Source organism: Jeotgalibacillus salarius, assembly GCF_004405125.1.
Taxonomy (GTDB): Bacteria; Bacillota; Bacilli; order Bacillales; family Jeotgalibacillaceae; genus Jeotgalibacillus; species Jeotgalibacillus salarius.
On sequence record NZ_SORX01000004.1, the window covers coordinates 68,518 to 85,007 of the forward strand.

A 16,490-nucleotide genomic window follows, 5' to 3' on the forward strand; every position below is an offset into this window, starting at 1 on the left:
CCGTCTGATCATAAAATTATGAGGTGACATAATTTCACCTCACAAGATAATAATTCACTATCCCAATCTTCAAGCCGATTAGTAACCTCTGCAGTTTTAGAAAAGCCAAACACGTCACATAACTTTTCTGCACCGGGTTTGAGCAACGTCGGTTTAGAGAAGCCATTGATGAGGCCATAATCTACGCCTTTAACCATTACATCCTCAACAAAAGTGTTTAACTGTTCAATGCGCTTCTGTGACTCTGTTGAAGATGATGTGATATTCGGCAGTGACTTGATATCATCATTTGCACCATCTATGAAACGAACTATGTTGTCTTGAATTCTCTTCATGTCTTTTAACCTCCTTTCAATGGATTAATGTTTGTTAGTGAGTTTCGTTGCTAATGCGCTCATACCTTTTGCAGTGTATTGCATAGTAGATTTACTCATACGCTGCTGCAGATTGTTTCCTTTAGAAATCAGACTGTGAGACCAAACAACAGTGCTGGATAAAGCTCGGTGCGATCCCTTATTCAGCATATCTACCGCCTCATGCCATGCATCAACCCACTCGTCTCCTTTTATGGAAGTCACGTTTGCAGTACCCTTTAAGATTTCATGAACTCTTTTTGTGAGTCCGTGAGTGCTCTTTTCTTCACAAGCGTCTTCAACAACCGCTTTTAAATCGTAAATCCTCTTCCGTTTGTTTATTAACTGAGTTAGTAGCACATGGTCGTTCTTCTCAATGGTTAGCAGTATCTTGCTATCAACCTCATTCAACTGTTGCTGTAGTGATTCAATAAGTTCACGAATCTCCTTTTTAGATAAGTCTCTTCCATCTTCGATTCTTTTATTAAATGAGTTAAACATCTTCATTCTCCTCTCATATTTTCTTGCATGAAAACACGGTATCCCTTCAATGTAAGCTTTAAAGCCTTGTGACCCTCAAAATGGTTAGAAATAAGAAGTAACCCTTCATCTTCTAACCGTTGAAGATCCATTTTGTTTAAGCCGTACTTCTTTAAATCTTTAGCAAAAACCCATTTGTTTCGTTTTTAAGCCTCTACTAAAATCGTTACTAGTACTGAATTCATAATTGTCACCTCCTTTCAGTTGCGCTTCTCTCACCGCGCTAGTAATCTCTGTCAAACACAAAAAAGCCGTCATCTATCCGATTGGATTAATAACGACTTGTATAAAAGGGGTGGGGCATGAAACGGTGGGGTACCCCATTGCATTTATAAAACTGGGTACAGAGTAAAATTATATACAATTTTTTCTTGTATAATCTCGTGCTTTAAGTATTTTTAGTGACAAGTATTGTTATTATATAGATAATGCATTTGTAAATCGGAATATAAAAATTTCAATAAGTAGAATAGTGAACATTACATCTAATGGGGGTCTTACTTAATGTTAGAGGACAAATTTATATATCATTTAAGAACTGGGGATAATCTATTAAAAGGATTAAGTTTTAAGGATCAAAAGGGTAGAATAAAAAAAGTATTGAATGACTGTCTTATGAGTAAAAATTTAAATATCCTTATTGGTTCAGGTTGTTCTGTTCCTGCTGTTCCACTTATGGGTTCTACTTTCAAAAAAATTAAACAGGATTATCCTGATTTACAATTTGGAAATTATGATGGAGATTCTGCAGACATAGAGGGGTACTTAAATTGGTTAAATACAGGCATGAAATTTTTAGAAGATCTTCCAGGAGGTCTTGAAAGTTCAAAGGAATTAGAGGCGTATGAAGAATCATTTGAAACTACAAAAAGAAATTTATTAGCATCTATACCTAGAGATTACGAAGAAATTAATCAGAAGCAAGCGAATGTCAAAGAAAACTACATAAACTTTTATAATAAGATTCTGTCTACCAGGGGTATAAAAAATTACTCACCACCAAACATATTTACTACTAATTATGATTTGTTTAATGAAGTTGCATTTGAGGCGTTATCAATACACTATACAAATGGATTTAGAGGGAATGTTAACAAAGTATTCGACCCAACAGTATTTCAATTACGTCTAGTAGATGATCAACATCGATATAAAGAAAAATGGAGTGTTATAAGGAATTATATAAAGCTTTATAAGGTTCATGGTTCGATTGATTGGTACTTTAAAGGTGTGGACGTAGTACAAAAAAGCTCACGTGGAAGTATTGAGAATGTAGTAATTTATCCCACTATAAATAAGCACACAGAAACCCAACAAACTCCGTACTCCGAGTTATTCCGAGCATTAACGATTAGTTTGCAGAAACCAGATTCTACATTGCTAGTTTTAGGTTATGGTTTTCCAGACCATCATATTAATCAATTAATTTCACAAGCTTTATCTAATCAAGATTTCACTTTAATTATTTTTGGTAATAAAGAAGAGGATAACGCAGAAGAATTTTTATGTAGTCATCAACATAATAAAAATTTGCATTTTATAGGAGGTACAGTGGATAGTGAAGGCGATGGACACCACTTTTCGAATGTAATCGATTATATGATAGGTGAATTTAATGAATAAAAAATGGATTGGACATATTACTAAGGTTTTCTTTAATAAGATGGTTTTTGAAGTACCTGACCTTGAAAATTTACGTCATAATTATTTAGGTGATTTTTATATAGGTAGAGGGTTGAATGACTATATTACAATCTTTAACGAGATGGATAAGCGTTATATATTTCAGGTGATCGGATTATATGAAAATGAAAAACCTTACTTAGCAGAAGAAGAGTCAAAATTTAAAGAGAAAGCTTATTTTGAGGCAATACCAATTGGTGAAATAACAACTAATGGATTTGAATATGGACTTGCTTCCTTTCCGATGATAAATGAGGACGTATTTTTGACATCTACGGAGGACTTGGAGAAAATATTTCATTCAGATAGTGAAGCTCTAACTATAGCTTTAGGTGAGCTTTCAACCAATGATTACCTGCCAAAAATCAATATAAATAAATTATTAACAAATCATTTAAGTGTTTTAGGAAATACGGGTTCAGGAAAATCCACAACTATTAGAAAGCTTTTATCAGAGTTATTAGAACTAAGGGAAAGAGTAGTTGATATCAACCAAATGAATTTTTTAATATTTGATATACACAATGAATATCAAATATTTCCTAATGAATATTCGAATCAACTTTCAATAGATGAAATATCTATTCCTACTGAAACGATTACGACAGAAGACTGGATTAATCTCATTCAACCATCTTCAGCAGCTCAATTACCAATATTAATGAACGGCTTACGCATGGCTAGTTTATTGAAAGATGGTTCTTCACATAGTTCATGGATTAGAGCTTATAGTGCTCTTGAACTTTATAACAATCAACAAACAGATGCTGTAACCAAAAGAGCTAAAATTATAGGCTTATTAGAAAAAGTGCCATCTGAAGAGATAGCCAGAGCAATTTCGTCTTATAGTGCTCAATATGGAAATTTTTCGAATGAAGCAGAAAAACAGTTTAAGCAAAAAATTAGAGATTATGTATTACAATGCTCAGGATATCAATACGATGAATGCCAAGAACAATTAATTAGATTGTTAACTGAAGAAGAAGTTGAAATCCAATCAATTAATGATCTATGGATAGGTATTGAACTAGTAATTTTACTTGAAGAAGCAAAAGGAAATGCTCAAATTAGATCATATTGTTCTACATTGATAACTCGTATTGAGAATATTATCTACACTTACTCTAAAACCTTATTTGATCAATCTGATTCTAAAAAGCAAAAGTTTGAGGAATTCGTGGAGTTTAAAAAAGGATTTACAGTAATTGATTGTTCTACTATGGAGGATACAGATTTATTATTCTTTACTGGGTACATGCTTAAAGAAGTTTTTAATAGACAAAAATCAATTCGGAATGAAAAGTCTCATGTAGACAGCGTATTTCATTTTATTTTAGATGAAGCTCATCGGTATTTGTCCGAAGCTAATACTGAAGATTCTTTAAAATCTCTTAAAATCTTCGAGAGAATATCTAAAGAAGGTAGGAAGTTTGGATTGTTTTTAATTTTAGCAAGCCAACGTCCAGGTGAACTATCAAAAACTGTATTATCGCAATGTAATAACTTTATTCTTCATAGGATTCGAAATAATATAGATTTAGAACAAATGAGAAAGAGTATTCCATATATAAATGATATGCAGTTATTTAGATTATCTTATCTAAGAACAGGTACTGTATTGACTGTTGGAGAAGCTTTTTCTATTCCGATGGAACTTAATATACATGGTGAAACGTTTGGCGTTTATTCAGAAACTGTAGATCTAAATAAATTGTGGTCAAAACATTAAATTAATAAAATATTTGCTTTTTAGAAATATTTATATTTAAGAGTATAATAATAAAAAGAGGACAAAATATGACAAAAAAACTAAAGAACAGTAATCCTAATCATCTTTTTACCAAATCGTTGATTAATTATTTTGGTCATAAAAATGTTGCATTTGTTGAAGAGTACGATAATAAAAAAGTGAAACATATTTACTTTAGAATAAATAAAAAATCATACAGAAATGTAACATTTGTATTTGATTGTACTGATAAAAATATAAATGATCCTATCAATTTAGAGTTAATATACTTTTTTGCTGACTATGTAGATACTTATGAGGATTGGAGTTCTGATGAGATTAACTACGTTTTTGGAGGAATAATTAAACCAGTTCTTCCAAAACCCGATAAAAATTAATGAACTTATAACGTCGACTTATCTGTTATCGAGAAGTAACTATCGTTAACTTGAAGATCTAATGAATAATTAAGAAAAAGTAATACATAGTTTCTTAAAATATATTGTGATAAGCCTAGTATAACTTTTACTTAGCATAAACGGAACGTAAATACTCAAGTTAATTGAAGTATTAAATATAGAGAATATTATGGTACCCTATTAATAAAATAGATTAAATTGAGTAGGTATTATCAAAATTATTTTAATTAAAGGAGAATAAAATGCCATTAACTGAATATGAAAATTCTTGGTATATAAATAACATAAAGAATATCGATAAAAATAAAAATATAATAATAGACGAAAAAGGAAAGCTCATTAATTATTCGAACCGTCTAAGGTCTGATGAGAATTTATCAAAACCTCAAGATCCAGAAGAGTGCGTACATGCACTTGCTATAGCTATGCTATGTAGTGAAAAATACAAGTATAAAATAGAAAATTTATATCATGAACAGTATTTTGCACATGGAAGTTCCGGTTCTCTATCAGATGAGGTAGATCTTATGATTTATGATGAAGATAACCTTCCTTATGCTCTTTGGGAATTTAAATCTGCACAAGAGTTCAAGACTAAAGAAGATTCAACTATTAAGTATCAGTTATTCGGAACTGCTCCATTAACTAGCGGGCCAAAACTTTTAGTCTATGCAACGATTGAGCCTAAAGGAAATAATCCTGAAATTAATTTAAAGTGCATTGATTATACAAAATATAAATCATATGAAAGTTGGGTCGAAGACGGTAAACCGCATTCTACTGATTTCCCAGTAGACTATAGAGATATTGACTATAAACCAATTATAGCTGGCAGTGATAGAGATCTAAAATTGGACTGTACACAAGCCGACTTTAGAGCAGTGGCTGTAAGTTTCCATAATGAATTTTTCGGCGAACACCCAGACAATTCATTGTTTATAAATTTAGTTAAATGTCTTTTGGCAAAAATTTATGACGAAAGAACAATAAGAAGTGGGGAAAACTATAAGTTTCAAGTCCATTATCGAAATGGAAAACCAGAAAATGCAGAACAAGTATTTTATCAAGTTAATGAATTATATAAACAAGCATATTTAAGGTATATTGAACCAAGTGCGACTCTGGCTGATGAAATTGACCCAAAGGAATTTTCTAAAGAAAAAGTTAAATCTGTAGTAAAAACTTTAGAGGCAATGTCATTAACAAGGGGAGCAGCTCTTCATGGTGATATTATTGGTGCTTTTTTTGAGGAAATACTGAGAGTAGGATTTAAGCAAGATAAAGGTATGTATTTTACTCATTCAAACATTGTGAAATTTATGTTGAGAGCATTGGACTTAGAAGGTTTAACCAAAAGTACCTGGGAGAAAGCTACACATCCAGATCATAGGCTGCCATATATTATTGATCCAGCATGTGGTTCAGGTACATTTTTATTGCACGCTATGAATGTTATAACTAAGGCAATTAAAAATAATGAGGGTGATCTAGTCGATGATTTTGAGTCGAAACAATTTTATGATGCTAGGATGTCTGATGCGACACCAAACTATTGGGCAGAGAACTTCATATATGGTTTTGACCCTAAGTTCGTAATGGCTATAACAGCAAAAGTAAATATGGTTTTACATGGAGATGGGGCAGCGCATATTCTAAAAGAAGATGCTTTTTCAACTTTATCAAAATATACTGATCCCAAACTCCGTGCTGCTGGTGAAAATGTTAGAAGCATAAGTAAGGCTCGTTATAATTATGATATTAGCGAAACTTTTGATGTAGTAATTTCTAATCCGCCATTTGGCGTGTCATTATCTTCTGAAGTTATTAGAGGACTACATAAAGCATTTTATTTATCTGAATCAATGCCAAGTGAAGGTCTTTTCATAGAAAGATGTTTTCATTTATTAAAACCTAAAGGTAGATTAGGCCTTGTTTTGCCAGAGTCTATTTTTAATGCTGTAGATTTGTCTCCCGTAAGAATATTTTTGTATCGTATGTTTAATATTAAATCTATTGTTGCTTTACCTAGAAATGTTTTCATAGATACTCCAACCCTAACTAGTTTATTATTTGCCCAGAAAAAAAGCCCACAAGAAATTGAAGATTGGGATAAAGAGTGGGATGAACACCTGGAATTCGCACAGAATAAAATTAAGAGGGCAAAAACATTTATACAAAAAAATAATATTAAAAATTTTGCTAGTCCTAATGCGCTTATAGACGCAATTGTAGAAGAATTGAGTTTAATCATCGATCAAAAAGAATGGATTTTAAAAAAAGGTAAGAATGCGGAAGTAATTCCTTTTAAATATGAGGGTGATCTAAATTTTGAAAGTATCAGAGAATATTACAAGACCCTTTTAAATTCAAGTAGCATTGATAAGCACATAACTAGATATACATTTAGCAAAGTCGCTGAACGTTTTAATTATGAGTATCCAACTTTTTCTGTAGACGAAGTTGGTTATAAATTAAGTAAACGAAAAGAGAAAAGTAAGCCAAATCAACTGTGCACATTTAAAGGTGTGAGTAGTGGTGAAGTTATCAATAACTTACATTTATGTTCAGAAGAATATGAATTAATTATCAATAAAACGAATCCGACAACAGTTTTGGATTATCTTGTAAATGAAGTGGAGTGGGAATAGTGTTTGAAAGAGAAAACTACCCTATATTCAATAAAGGAAATTTAGTTAAAATTGCAACATCCCATTCTCTAAGGTGTGACTCAAAACAATTTGAACAACGGTTTGATGAACTAAATTCATTCCTTGAAGAAGAAGATTTTTTCTATTTAGGTGAGCTATTACCAAACCCAATTATAAAGGGTTCTCAACCAAAATACATCGAAGGATCCGAGGGAATCCCAGTAATAAATACGTTAACAATTCAAAAAATGGAAATAAATATTGAAAATTGTAGATATATTTCTGAAGAAGATTTTTATAATCTTTCGGATAATAGAAAAGTTAAAGAAAATGATGTATTACTCACTATGGATGGTGGTACTTCAATAGGAAAACCAGTGTTGTTTGAGCTAAATGGAGATTATACTGTCGATAGCCACGTAGCAATATTAAGACCGCATGGAATTTCTCCGAAAGCCTTAGTCTATTTATTAGCTTCTCCAGCTGGACAATTGCAATTTCAAAAAGCTGAATCAGGAGCAAGTGGACAGACTTCGGTTACTGAAGAGGATCTAAGGAGATTTAGATTCCCATCAAAAATGCTTGATAAAATTGACGATATTGTAAACGCGCTTGATAAAAAAAGGCTTCAAATTACAAGAATAAAAAACAGGTTAAATAAAAGAGAAAATAAAATTTGGGAGGAATTTACTATTAATGCTCTAAAAGGAGATTATTAAAACGATACTTATTCGTAAACTGTATAGTCATTAACATTAATGAAAAGTCCCTCTATTAATTTTTTGAGGGGCTTTTTTGACAAAAAAATTATATCACTACTGCAGGAATTATTTTTAATAGAATAATTCCTATTTAATATTTATGTGAAAATAATGTTCTAATTGAAACTTCTCAAACTGTTTATGACCTGTCTAATCCCTCTACTAAGATGATGTTTGGTTTTTAGAGTGTTATAGCTGAGGCTGAAATGGACAATATCAGAGATAGATTAGCTAGAGTTAAAATAGACAGTATAAATAAAAAAACATCCCCCATAGGGGGATCAATGGTATAGAACAATGGCATGGCGTGGACAGAAAATCCAGATAATAATTTTTATTCAAAGGTGCTTTTATATAGCTGTCTCCTGTCCACTAGCTGCTTGTCTAGAAGTATCAAACTGTTGTTGCAATAAAAGCAAGCTAGCTTCAAGGTAAGTACAAAGTTCCTTTGAAAATCTATTTAAATAACTTGCATAATCCGCTATTTCCTTATGAGTAATATTGGGAGTTTCATCCTGATGACTGATTTTGTTTCTTTGATTTGTAATATTATTTATTATGCCTCTTAAATCAATTATTTCTCCTCCACTAATCATAGAATCATTTTGATCAGTATAGAGTTTAATTGTTTCAAACACATTTTCAATTTCAATATTTTTAAATAATTTTTCCATTTCTTTAGAACCATGTTTACCATAATTGAATTTATTAGGAATATTTAAGGAATCAAAATTTTCAGCTTTACTTGACCAAAGCTTAGCAATTTCTTTAAACACTTCCATTCTTTGTTCTTCTTTATTTGGATGTTCAATTATATCCAATATTTCCTTAATTCTTGTAACAGAATGTTTCATTTTTAATTGGTCAGAAATCAATAGATTAGTGAGATTCATTAAATTTATTTCTTCTATATATTCTCTCACAACATCCTCCACAAACACTTCAAACTTAGCAGTCAAAAGTAATAATGCACTTTTGTTTAATGCTGCATATTCAAGAGGGTTTTTTTCGAAATCATTAGCAAATTTAATTAATAATCCTACCTCAGCCAATGCATTGTCAAAGTTATGAAAGCTACTTAAGTGGTTTTCCATATCTTAAACCATCATTAACTTTTCAAGGTCATTAATCCAACTTTTTAATCTTAACTCTAATACCTTAGTATCTGATGTTCCTTGAGTTACTGCTAAATTAAATTTAGAATCACTTATTAATTTTTGCTTATACAACTCTAATATATCTTCTTTTTTTGCTTTAATCTGGTCATATGTGTACTGTTCAAAGCTTAACATTATTACATCCATTATTGATTTGTTGATTTTAGTTTCAAATCCATCCTCATTTAATTTTCTAAATGCTTTATCACCAAATACCTCATAGACAGCATCTATTACAGAATCAAACTTATGATGCATATCTTTAATTTTATGTATTTCTAAATTTTGATTTTCTGCAAAGAATATATTTAAGTATGGCTTTATAGCACCTTTATAATTCTTAATAGTTTTCTGTTCTCCATCATAGTTTTCAGAAAAAGCAAGATATCTAAGTACCATTTCACAATCTACCATTCTTTTATGTGGTTTCTCTAATCCAAGAATATCTAAAAATTTTTTATTTTTAACAAACTGTTTTAAAGCATTATTCAAAGATCCTCTGTAAAGACAATTTCTGAGTTCTTGCTCATTTAATTTTACTGAGCCTGAATTTAACCTCATAAATATTTCATATTTTATTTCTTGATGAGAGTCATTAAAAATTAATATGACTCTTAAGTTTCCATTACTTAATACTCTTTTTGCTTTGGGGTTAAGACCCTCGTATTTAAGTCCATTTAACTCACTCAATACTCCAAGTCCACTTAATTTAAAGTTGTTCTCAAAGAATCTCTTTAGTGCAGTTAACCTTTGCAATCCATCTACAATATTCCAACTGCTATCTTTTTCTTCTGAGGCATAGATTACTGGTATTGGGATGTTCAACAAAATGGATTCAACAAGTAGAGAAGCTTTTTTGTTATCCCACACATAATTTCTTTGGTACTCAGGATTAAGTATTATATCCCCTTCTCTAACCATTCTCACTAAATCACTAACACTTTTGTCATATGCCTGTACTCTTAATTTTCTAAGCTCAGTAGGTATTTCGTTAACTTCCTCATCATCTTGTATTGTTATATCTAAAACTTTATCATCATAATCTTCTGAGTCATCAATATCTACACCATAATATAATGCGTCTTTCATAAATACACCTCATCCAACTAAATTATTTAAATTTGTTTATCTTAAGAATATTTTACCAAATAATAAGTAAATTATAAATGTATTTCTTCAAAGGTTGAATTTTTTGACATTCACTGTTACGTATCTGATCGAACAGGTGGTTGTGATTCGTGCGAAGGGTGAGGGTTTTGGGTCGTGAGAGAAGCCCCTGATTAAGAAACGTTATTTAGTGGATGACCGGGTGTACGGAGTGGTGCTTAATGTGGTTAGTTCGATGTATAATAAAGGGTCATTTTGAGAAGTTGAATCTATCTGGACCGAATAAGTTGGATTAGTGACTGGGGATCTACAATTCCTTTATTTCTTACTATAACGAATAAATTTAACCTCTTTCATCTTATATAAAAGTCTTAGTCCTCATTATTAGATACTACATTAACGGCTATTTTTATAATTAAACTCCAAATAATTGAGCCCAATAATAGATTTTGAACGTATATCCTACTAAGTAAAAAGTTTTTAAAGTTAAACTTAATAGGAGGATGGCTAATTAATATGAATAGCATAGTAAAGTTAATAGAATTTCTAAACAATAATACAGGGGCACTTACGGTCATTGTAAATATTACGCTGGTTATAGTCACGGTAATATACGTAGTTTTAACTGGACGTCTTTCAAGAACCTCAGATAAAACAATTGATCATACTCTTAATGAAGTTCACGAGAAAAGACAGCGAGAAGAAACTGTGAAGAAGAATTTGATATACCTCATCAACAGTGAAATCTATATGAATTCATTTATTTATGTTTTTTCTCAATATTACTTGCTTAATGCTAAAGAAATTAACCTAAAAGAGAAACTAAGGCACTATATCAGCAGCGGGGGAGCTACAATTGATAGGACTTCTAAAGGACATATAGTTGTTCATACTAAATTCGATACATGGAAAGAAATCAACGTGAAATGTGCAAAGTATTTTTCTAATAATCTAATGCAGGAATTAACTGGTTACTATACTGGGGTAGAACACGCTAAAATTTATTCAATTAATGGTATGCCTTCAGAGAATTTTGTAGAAGTGTGTAAAACTCAACTAGTATCAACTTTAAAGTGTATAGAGTTATTAAAAGAAGAAGATCCAAAATTAAGAACTAATTTAGAGTATGACATTGATGGAAAGCGATTAACAATAGATGAAAGTAAAGGGACTATAATTGAAATTAATAAAAATTAGATTCAAGCAAAATCAAAAATAAAATGTTTATAAGTAGTGATCAAGATTATTAATAAGAAATATATCCTTGTCACATGTCAGGCACAATTCTTACACAATTAATATGGCTCCTCACTCTATAAATTTTGCATTATGAAAAGAGTAAAAAATAAGCATGTAACCTCTTTTAAAAAGACTATTATCTCTATGATAGTCCCTTTTTATTTTTAAAAACCTACTACTTCAGACAGCAGTGTTTTCCAAATTATTGTATGATTGCCTATGATACATAGGAGTAGGGATAATATCTAAGTCGCTACTTGTTAATAGAAAGACTGATGTGCTGTTGAAAGAAATGTTGAATTAATTAGGTGAATTCTGGATTTCAATAGTAGAACCATATTTGGAGGAAAAATATTGAATACTAAATTAAGAGAAAAGTTCCTAAATATAATGAATAACTATCCAAATGCTAGAACTCAAAGCTTTGGAGGGCACCACCTAGGTACATTTGTAAGAAATGAAGTGACTAGAGAGCTAAAAAAGCTACCATTTCTAAGTGATCAATATGTAGTAACTGGATCTGTTGGTCAAGGTAACTGGGCAGGTGTACCTTGGATTGCCTTAATGAATAATCAGATTACCACGAGTACTCAACGAGGCTATTACATTGTTTATCTTTTTAGTGAGGATATGCAGGAGCTATATTTGACATTAGCACAAGGTGTGACAGAGACGTCAAGGGAAGAGATGCTAAGAATAAAAAATTCAATTAGAAGTGAACTTGACATAGATGCCAGATTTCATAAAGATGATGATATTTATCTTGGGCCATCACATCGTGCAAGAGGTTATGCTGCTTCAACAGCTCTATATGTGAAATATAGGCTTGAAAATTTCCCGTCAGAAGACCAGATTGTAGAAGACCTAGAAAAAATAGTGGGCTATTATGAAGACTTTATTAGTCAAAATGAAGGGAATGAATCTAAATCCCATGAACCGCCTATAGTTGTGGCGGATCCATCGGCAGATTATATGAGTAATAAAACAGTTATAGATCATATATATCAGTACATAAAAAATAAAGGGTTTTTTTACGAAAGGGAAGAAATTAAAAACCTTTTTCTATCTATCAAAACAAAGCCGTTCGTAATCATCTCCGGCATTTCTGGTACAGGGAAAACGATGGTGATTAAGTGGTTTGCAGAAAGTCTAGGTGCTACAAAGGAAAATGGACAGTTTGAGTTAATTCCTGTACGACCGGATTGGAGCGATAGCTCGGATTTAATTGGCTATACAGATATTAAAGGTGATTTTATAGAAGGTCCTTTGACGAAGGTTATGCAAAAGGCGTTAGATAACCCCCAAAAGCCATATTTTGTTTTATTAGATGAAATGAATCTTGCCCGAGTGGAGTATTATTTTAGTGACCTTCTGAGTGTCATGGAAAGTAGAGACTGGAAGAATAATGAGATTGTAACCTCTGAAATTCTAGATGAATCGATGACGGGACGTTCAATTGCCTTTCCTGAAAATATGTACATCATTGGAACTGTTAACATGGATGAAACCACACATCCCTTTAGCAAAAAGGTATTAGATCGCGCGAATACAATTGAATTTAATAGAGTAAAGCTAGATTATTTCGACTTTCTTCAAGAGACAAATGAAGCTTTGGCGTCAAAACAAATTAACAATGATATCCTCCGCTCCGATTATTTGTACTTAAAGGATCTTACGGAAAAACATATGGACCTGATTAAAGAAGTTTCTTATACATTAGTTGGTATCAACGAAGCGTTAAAGCCTCTAGGTGCACAGGTAGGCTATCGCGTTCGTGATGAAATTTGTATGTATCTTTCTTATAACAGAGAGGGAGAAATGTTTTCATATGAAGCTGCATTAGATTACTGTATTGTACAAAAGATTTTACCTAGAATATCTGGTAGTGATAGCAGAGTAGATCAGACACTAAAGGAATTATTTAAGCTCATTACTAATCAGGAGCTACGTGAAGATCAAGAGGATTATACAGATTATATAAAGGTTTCGAAATACCCTCGAAGCACTGAAAAGCTTTTAGAGATGTATAGGAGGTTATCGCACGATGGCTTCACCTCTTTCTGGATTAGCTAAAGGAGACGTCGAATTAGTTAAAATTGAGACTAGTGACTTTTCCTTTGTGATAAAAGGAAAGCCTTATCATGAGAAGTATGCAGGGCTTCAACAGTATCGCACGATGGATTTCCATGATGAAATGCAATTCAGGGTTGTGGGTGACCATGCTGAGATAAAGGTATTTGACGTAGAAGCGTTAGAACTCGTCGATCTTCAAACCCATCGACCGATCTTCTTCGAAAACGGTATATATACTGTAATGGTCTCTCCAAAAACAGATAAGGAATTAACGTTTTATCATGAGCACCCGATTTTCAGGAATGCAATTGACCGCATAGCGCTTGGTGAATCATATGTACTGTTAGGAAACCTCCACTTTCAGAATGAAATCGGTTATTCTACCTTTGTAATTAAAGAAGGAAAACGTACTTTACTCGAGGTCACGATCGAGATTTTCCCTACTAAGCTTAATTATAAAGAAGATTACCAGAAGATTTTGGATGAGGTAAATGATGAAATTTACAATCTAGCTTTTCATTTTTTAAAGAAAACCTATTTAAGTGCGCAAACAAAGCTAGAAGGGTCGCCTTCTCCTACTGAATTTTTTCGTCTTATCACATTTTACTTTGAAACGTTCATAAAGGCGATCGAGCAAATAGAGCGTCAGCCTCATCACAAGCTAGTAAAAACGCATGAAATGGTAAGAGGTGATCGTATCAAATCTCTTGATGGAAGAGGGCGGAACTATTTAAAGAAGAATAGTCACCTTTTTCAAGAGGTAGACAGCGGTATACCAATTAGTCATAGACAATACATGCCAATTAAAGGGATAAACACCAATAAGCAAATCACCTTTCACACCAATGAAAATCGTTTTACTAAATGGATGATCACCCGCCTTGCTAGTAAGCTTGAAGATTTACTTAACAGGATCCAGAATAATCGCTGGTTAAAAGTTGATCAAGACGTGGAGTTGTTACGTTCTATTGAAGGTATGAAACGTACGCTAACAAGAAAACTCAACACGCCTTTTTATAGAGAGCTCGCACTCCCAGATCGAACAGTCCAGAGTCTAGTGATGCAGTTAGCGCCTGGTTATCGCGATGCCTACCAAATATACTTAACCGTCTCAAAAGGACTAGCACTACAAAACAGTATGTACAAAATGTCTGTCAAAGACATAGCAACCCTATACGAATATTGGACCTATCTGAAACTTGGACAAATTCTAAACAAAAATTATGAAATGATTAGCCAGGATATTATTAAGGTTAATCGCAAAGGTCTGCACGTAAATATGGATGCTAATCATCACGCAACACGTGTTTACAGGCATCCTGTTACGAAAGAAAAGATCACCCTTAAGTATCAGAAATACGAAGGCAATCTCCCCACGATCGCTCAAGTACCAGATACAATGCTAAGTATCGAGAAAAAAGGGGAAAGCTATACCTTCAACTATGTCTTTGATGCAAAATACAGAATAGATTTCGCGCTCGATGGTAGTTACTATAGCAATAAATACAACTTACCAGGCCCAATGGAAGAAGATATCAATACGATGCATCGTTATCGTGACTCCATTGTTTCCGAACAAAATGGACCTTATGAACGCACAGCGGTTGGTGCCTATGTATTGTTCCCGTGGAACGAAGAACAACTCTATCAGGAGCACCATTTCTACAAAAGCATAGGGAAGGTCAATATTGGAGCACTACCCTTCCTGCCCAATGCCACAGACCTAGTGGAACGCTTTATTGAAAACCTGATCGACAAGAGTCCTGAAGAAATCCAAAGCGAAGGCATCCTCCCAAGGGGTTCACTGCAAACGTGGCAGAAGAGCATGGAGGAGAAGGTGCTAGTAGGGGTGATCTCATCGGAGGACCGATATAGAGAAAGTATAGGGTCGGCTCATTACCAGATTCCAGTCACTATCTTAAAAAGAGGATGGCAGGAAGCGCAGTACGTGGCCCTCTACCTCACAAAGGAAGTTGAAATAGACAACGGGGTTGTCTGTTATGGAAAAATAAAAGATGTTGAGGTGAAAGGAGACAGGGTGACATTTAAAGTCGATTACTGGAAACATTTAAACACTGTTATTGCGCCGGTCGGCTATGGTATTGCTCAATATATGGTGACTACTCTGAGAAGTCTAGAAAACTCAACTGAGCTACCAGAGCTGTTTATGAAATCTGAAGATGAAAAGGTTGTTTGGCAAATGTTAAAGAGGGTGTCGGATCAGATAAATATAGGCTTGGATAACCAGAGGATGGATGAGGCTGAGCGGGTAGTGAAGTATGATATTAAGGGTACAACAGTTATTTTTAACAGAGAATTAGAGACTTTAGAGATTATGAAGGAAGATACAGTTCAAAGAATAAGTTTTAATGAGTTTAGGAGGGACCGAGTGAGAGTATTTCGGAAGCTAGTCGACTGATTAATAGGGAATAAAGCACTTTAGTGTAAATATTCATAAATGTTTAGCGGACAGTGATCAACCCCCATGTTCCCGCTTCTCGCACATAAACAACTGAGAGGTAGGAATTTGATTAAGCAATCATTTATTTATGCATTTACACACTCATCAAGTTCTATTGCCGTGCTGCTGTTATGGGTTGCTGCAGGTACAGCGGTTTATGTGATGCCTGCATTGCTACTTGTGATTATTGTGCCGGTGAGTATGGCGATATTTAAGTTTTATTTGAAGCTCGGAGATTCACTTCTGCAATAAGCGGAGTGGTTCAGGGCTTTTTATTTATTATGAGCGAAGTCTGTGTCTGTCCCAGCCTACATGAGTTA

Annotated in this window: 13 protein-coding genes; 9 read left to right on the forward strand and 4 right to left on the reverse strand. The window is 33.1% G+C overall.

The features are described 5' to 3' along the window. Positions 1-8: 8 nt before the first annotated feature. Complete coding sequence (locus E2626_RS07845) at positions 9-335, reverse strand: hypothetical protein (RefSeq protein WP_134381196.1); 327 nt, start codon at positions 333-335, stop codon at positions 9-11. 24 nt (positions 336-359) lie between these two features. After that, positions 360-854 (reverse strand): hypothetical protein, encoded by a 495-nt coding sequence (locus E2626_RS07850; protein ID WP_134381197.1) that lies wholly within the window; start codon positions 852-854, stop codon positions 360-362. Positions 855-1,397: 543 nt separating this feature from the next. On the opposite strand from E2626_RS07850, the gene E2626_RS07855 reads away from it, so the two are divergent. The 5 genes from E2626_RS07855 (at position 1,398) to E2626_RS07875 (ending at position 8,091) form a co-directional block, all read left to right on the forward strand. Next, complete coding sequence (locus tag E2626_RS07855; RefSeq protein ID WP_134381198.1) at positions 1,398-2,516, forward strand: SIR2 family protein; 1,119 nt, start codon at positions 1,398-1,400, stop codon at positions 2,514-2,516. Beyond that, positions 2,509-4,305, forward strand: coding sequence for an ATP-binding protein (locus tag E2626_RS07860; protein WP_134381199.1), 1,797 nt, complete (start codon positions 2,509-2,511; stop codon positions 4,303-4,305). The genes E2626_RS07855 and E2626_RS07860 overlap by 8 nt, the downstream gene beginning before the upstream one ends. A gap of 68 nt (positions 4,306-4,373) precedes the next feature. Beyond that, positions 4,374-4,703: a hypothetical protein gene (locus E2626_RS07865; protein WP_134381200.1), complete on the forward strand. Its 330-nt coding sequence runs from the start codon at positions 4,374-4,376 to the stop codon at positions 4,701-4,703. Between the two features lie 263 nt (positions 4,704-4,966). Beyond that, positions 4,967-7,372 (forward strand): HsdM family class I SAM-dependent methyltransferase, encoded by a 2,406-nt coding sequence (locus tag E2626_RS07870; RefSeq protein ID WP_208528131.1) that lies wholly within the window; start codon positions 4,967-4,969, stop codon positions 7,370-7,372. Further along, on the forward strand, positions 7,372-8,091 hold the full coding sequence (locus tag E2626_RS07875; RefSeq protein WP_166786771.1) for a restriction endonuclease subunit S: 720 nt from the start codon (positions 7,372-7,374) through the stop codon (positions 8,089-8,091). The genes E2626_RS07870 and E2626_RS07875 overlap by 1 nt, the downstream gene beginning before the upstream one ends. 392 nt (positions 8,092-8,483) lie before the next feature. Here the strand turns inward: E2626_RS07875 and E2626_RS07880 are convergent, their stop codons facing one another. Continuing rightward, positions 8,484-9,227 carry an MAE_28990/MAE_18760 family HEPN-like nuclease gene (locus E2626_RS07880; protein ID WP_134381202.1) on the reverse strand — a complete coding sequence of 248 codons (744 nt, stop codon included), beginning with the start codon at positions 9,225-9,227 and terminating at the stop codon, positions 8,484-8,486. A gap of 3 nt (positions 9,228-9,230) precedes the next feature. Then, positions 9,231-10,379 (reverse strand): DUF262 domain-containing protein, encoded by a 1,149-nt coding sequence (locus E2626_RS07885; RefSeq protein WP_134381203.1) that lies wholly within the window; start codon positions 10,377-10,379, stop codon positions 9,231-9,233. Between the two features lie 534 nt (positions 10,380-10,913). On the opposite strand from E2626_RS07885, the gene E2626_RS07890 reads away from it, so the two are divergent. From E2626_RS07890 to E2626_RS07905, 4 genes are all read left to right on the forward strand, one after another. Continuing rightward, complete coding sequence (locus tag E2626_RS07890; RefSeq protein WP_134381204.1) at positions 10,914-11,594, forward strand: hypothetical protein; 681 nt, start codon at positions 10,914-10,916, stop codon at positions 11,592-11,594. Between the two features lie 396 nt (positions 11,595-11,990). Further along, the gene (locus E2626_RS07895) at positions 11,991-13,709 is read left to right on the forward strand and encodes an MrcB family domain-containing protein (protein ID WP_134381205.1); all 1,719 of its coding nucleotides are present in this window, start codon (positions 11,991-11,993) and stop codon (positions 13,707-13,709) included. Then, positions 13,681-16,128: a restriction endonuclease-like protein gene (locus E2626_RS07900; RefSeq protein WP_134381206.1), complete on the forward strand. Its 2,448-nt coding sequence runs from the start codon at positions 13,681-13,683 to the stop codon at positions 16,126-16,128. The genes E2626_RS07895 and E2626_RS07900 overlap by 29 nt, the downstream gene beginning before the upstream one ends. Before the next feature lie 108 nt (positions 16,129-16,236). Then, positions 16,237-16,422, forward strand: a complete 186-nt coding sequence (locus E2626_RS07905; protein ID WP_134381207.1) for a hypothetical protein — start codon at positions 16,237-16,239, stop codon at positions 16,420-16,422. Positions 16,423-16,490 lie beyond the last annotated feature (68 nt).